Raw genomic sequence first — 2,306 nt, 5'->3', positions numbered from 1 at the left:
GGCATGGCTGGCGGGTTCACCTGATATTCAGGGTGGTAGAACTCGAAGCCGGCCCGCCCCGGTCGCACCTCACCGTAGCAGCGCACCCGTGCGCCCTCGCTGAGCTGATTTTTCTGGGCCGCGGAAAAGTGGAAGAAGCGCATGACCAGAAATCCGGTGCTGTCCCGCAAGGTGACTTGCAGGCTGCGGCGCCGGCCCATCATCATGTCCACCCGCATCACTTCACCTTCCACCACTCCGCTGTCACCAATACGGAGGCTGCCCATGGGAAGGATACGGGTGCGATCCTCGTAACGGTGGGGCAAATGGAAAAGCAGGTCCTGCAGGGAGTTGATGCCAAGCCTGGCCAGAGTGCCCGCAAGAGCCTCCCCCACCCCTTTCAGGGTGGTAACCGGCAAGCCGTCCAGCGTCGTCATGGCCGGCAGATCAAGCGCTGGCAACCAGCGCCGGTTTTTTCTCGCCGGCTTTCTCCATTACCCGACACTGGCTGGCGGCCAGCGAAAGGACATCAATGGCCTTGGGCCGCGGGAAGGTTACCCGCCAGGCCAGGGCTACCGTACGGAAGGGCACCGGAGCGGTAAACGGTCGCACCGCCAGGATGTCTTCCGGGTAATGCATGGCGGTCGCGGCAGATAAAGGCAATACGGTGATTCCCAATCCGGAGGCCACCATGTGCCGTATGGTTTCCAGAGAGCTGCCTTCAGTGACCAGCGCCGGCCCCTTGCTGGATGAATTCCGGGTTCGCTCTGCGGCCGCTTCGACCAGCGGCGGACAGGATTCCAGCACCTGATCCCGGAAGCAGTGGCCGGGACCGAGCAGCAACAACTGCTCTCCGGCCAGCTCCTCTGCACTCAGAGACTTTTTTGCGGCCAGTGGGTGACCACCCGGCAGGAGTATGACAAACGGCTCGTCATACAGCGGCAAGGTCACCACTTCCGGCTCATTGAAAGGCAGGGCAATAATGATGGCGTCAAGTTCAGATTGCCGCAATTTCTGGCGCAGGTTGCCGGTATAGTTTTCTTCAATGTACAGCGGCATCTCCGGCGCCGCCCGTCGCAGTTCCGGCAACAGGTGCGGGAACAGATAAGGACCGATGGTGTAGATGGCACCGACTTTCAGGGGCGAATTGAGCTGGTTCTTGCCGTCCTGGGCCATATCACGGATTACACCCACCTGATCAAGCACCCGCTGGGCCTGCTCGATAATGCGCTGGCCGGTTTCGGTGACCCGGATACTGCTCTTGCTGCGCTCGAACAGGGGGATCCCCAGCTCGTCCTCAAGCTTTTTGACGGCGACGCTGAGGGTGGGCTGGCTGACGTGACAACGCTCTGCAGCACGACCAAAATGGTTTTCCCGGGCCAGGGTAACAATGTAACGTAACTCGGTCAGGGTCATGGCAGACTCCGGTTGCTCTTAATAGGCTTAAGAATAAGGATTGAAATTGACTATGGCAATGATCGAAAGCAATTCCAGAGCACGTATTCTGGTCGCAGGTTGCGGCGCTCTGGGGGGTGATATTGCTCTCAGACTTTCAAGCGAATCTGATGTCTGGGGCCTGCGCCGCAACGCTTCACGAATTCCTGCCGGAGTTCAACCGGTTTCAGCTGATCTTCTGGACAGACCGGCATTGGCAGAGGCGGTTCCCGGGCAGCCGGACATTATTCTCTATTGTCTGACGCCGTCCTCCTATGATGATGAAGGATACCGCAAAGCCTACGTCGAAGGTCTGCAAAATCTGCTGGCAGTCACCGACACCCGCCGTCTGAAACGGCTACTGTTCATCAGCAGTACCAGTGTTTATGGACAGGACGATGACAGTGAAATCGACGAGAGCAGTATCGCATCTCCCCGCAAGTTCAGCGGGCAACGGGTTCTTGAGGGCGAGCAGGTTGCCCTGACGTCAGGCCTTCCGGCTACCGTCCTGAGGCTCAGCGGCATCTATGGTCCATCCCGACGGCGCTTTCTTGATGCGGTCAGAGCCGGTGCCATGAATCCCGCCAGCCCGGGCCCTTTCAGCAACCGCATCCATGAAGAAGATGCGGCCAGGGCCTGCGTGCACCTGATCAGTCAGGCACTTGCCGGGAACACGCTGGAAAACTGTTACCTGGTGACCGACAGCGAACCGGCCCGGCTGGACCAGGTGGTCGCCTGGGTCCGCCAGCAAACGCCCTGTCATGGTCCGCTCAGCGACGCCCGTACCGGCGGCCGGGCCGGCAGTAAACGCTGCAGCAACCGGCGGCTGCTGGCTTCAGGATTTGAGCTGAAATATCCGGATTATCGGACTGGTTATGGGGAAATGATCCGGG

3 protein-coding genes are annotated in these 2,306 nt (G+C 59.8%); 1 reads left to right on the top strand and 2 read right to left on the bottom strand.

Going from position 1 to position 2,306, the window contains the following annotated elements; translation table 11 throughout:
• Together AAC035_RS20705 and AAC035_RS20700 are read right to left on the bottom strand one after the other, a co-directional pair.
• On the bottom strand, positions 1–416 hold a 416-nt coding region (locus AAC035_RS20705; protein ID WP_339807011.1), incomplete at its 3' end, for an OB-fold nucleic acid binding domain-containing protein.
• Positions 417–426: 10 nt separating this feature from the next.
• Complete coding sequence (locus AAC035_RS20700; RefSeq protein WP_339807010.1) at positions 427–1,395, bottom strand: hydrogen peroxide-inducible genes activator; 969 nt, start codon at positions 1,393–1,395, stop codon at positions 427–429.
• A 52-nt stretch (positions 1,396–1,447) separates the two neighbouring features.
• On the opposite strand from AAC035_RS20700, the gene AAC035_RS20695 reads away from it, so the two are divergent.
• Positions 1,448–2,306: NAD-dependent epimerase/dehydratase family protein (locus AAC035_RS20695; RefSeq protein WP_339807009.1), on the top strand; the 859-nt coding region annotated here is incomplete at its 3' end.

The sequence above is a fragment of the uncultured Marinobacter sp. genome, from assembly GCF_963974375.1.
GTDB lineage: Bacteria > Pseudomonadota > Gammaproteobacteria > Pseudomonadales > Oleiphilaceae > Marinobacter.
This window is presented reverse-complemented; position numbering and strand designations above follow the sequence as displayed.

Bases quoted from the DNA above. Each gene is read 5' to 3' on its own strand.
- AAC035_RS20700 (WP_339807010.1), bottom strand. From the start codon at position 1,395: ATGACCCTGACCGAGTTACGTTACATTGTTACCCTGGCCCGGGAAAAC.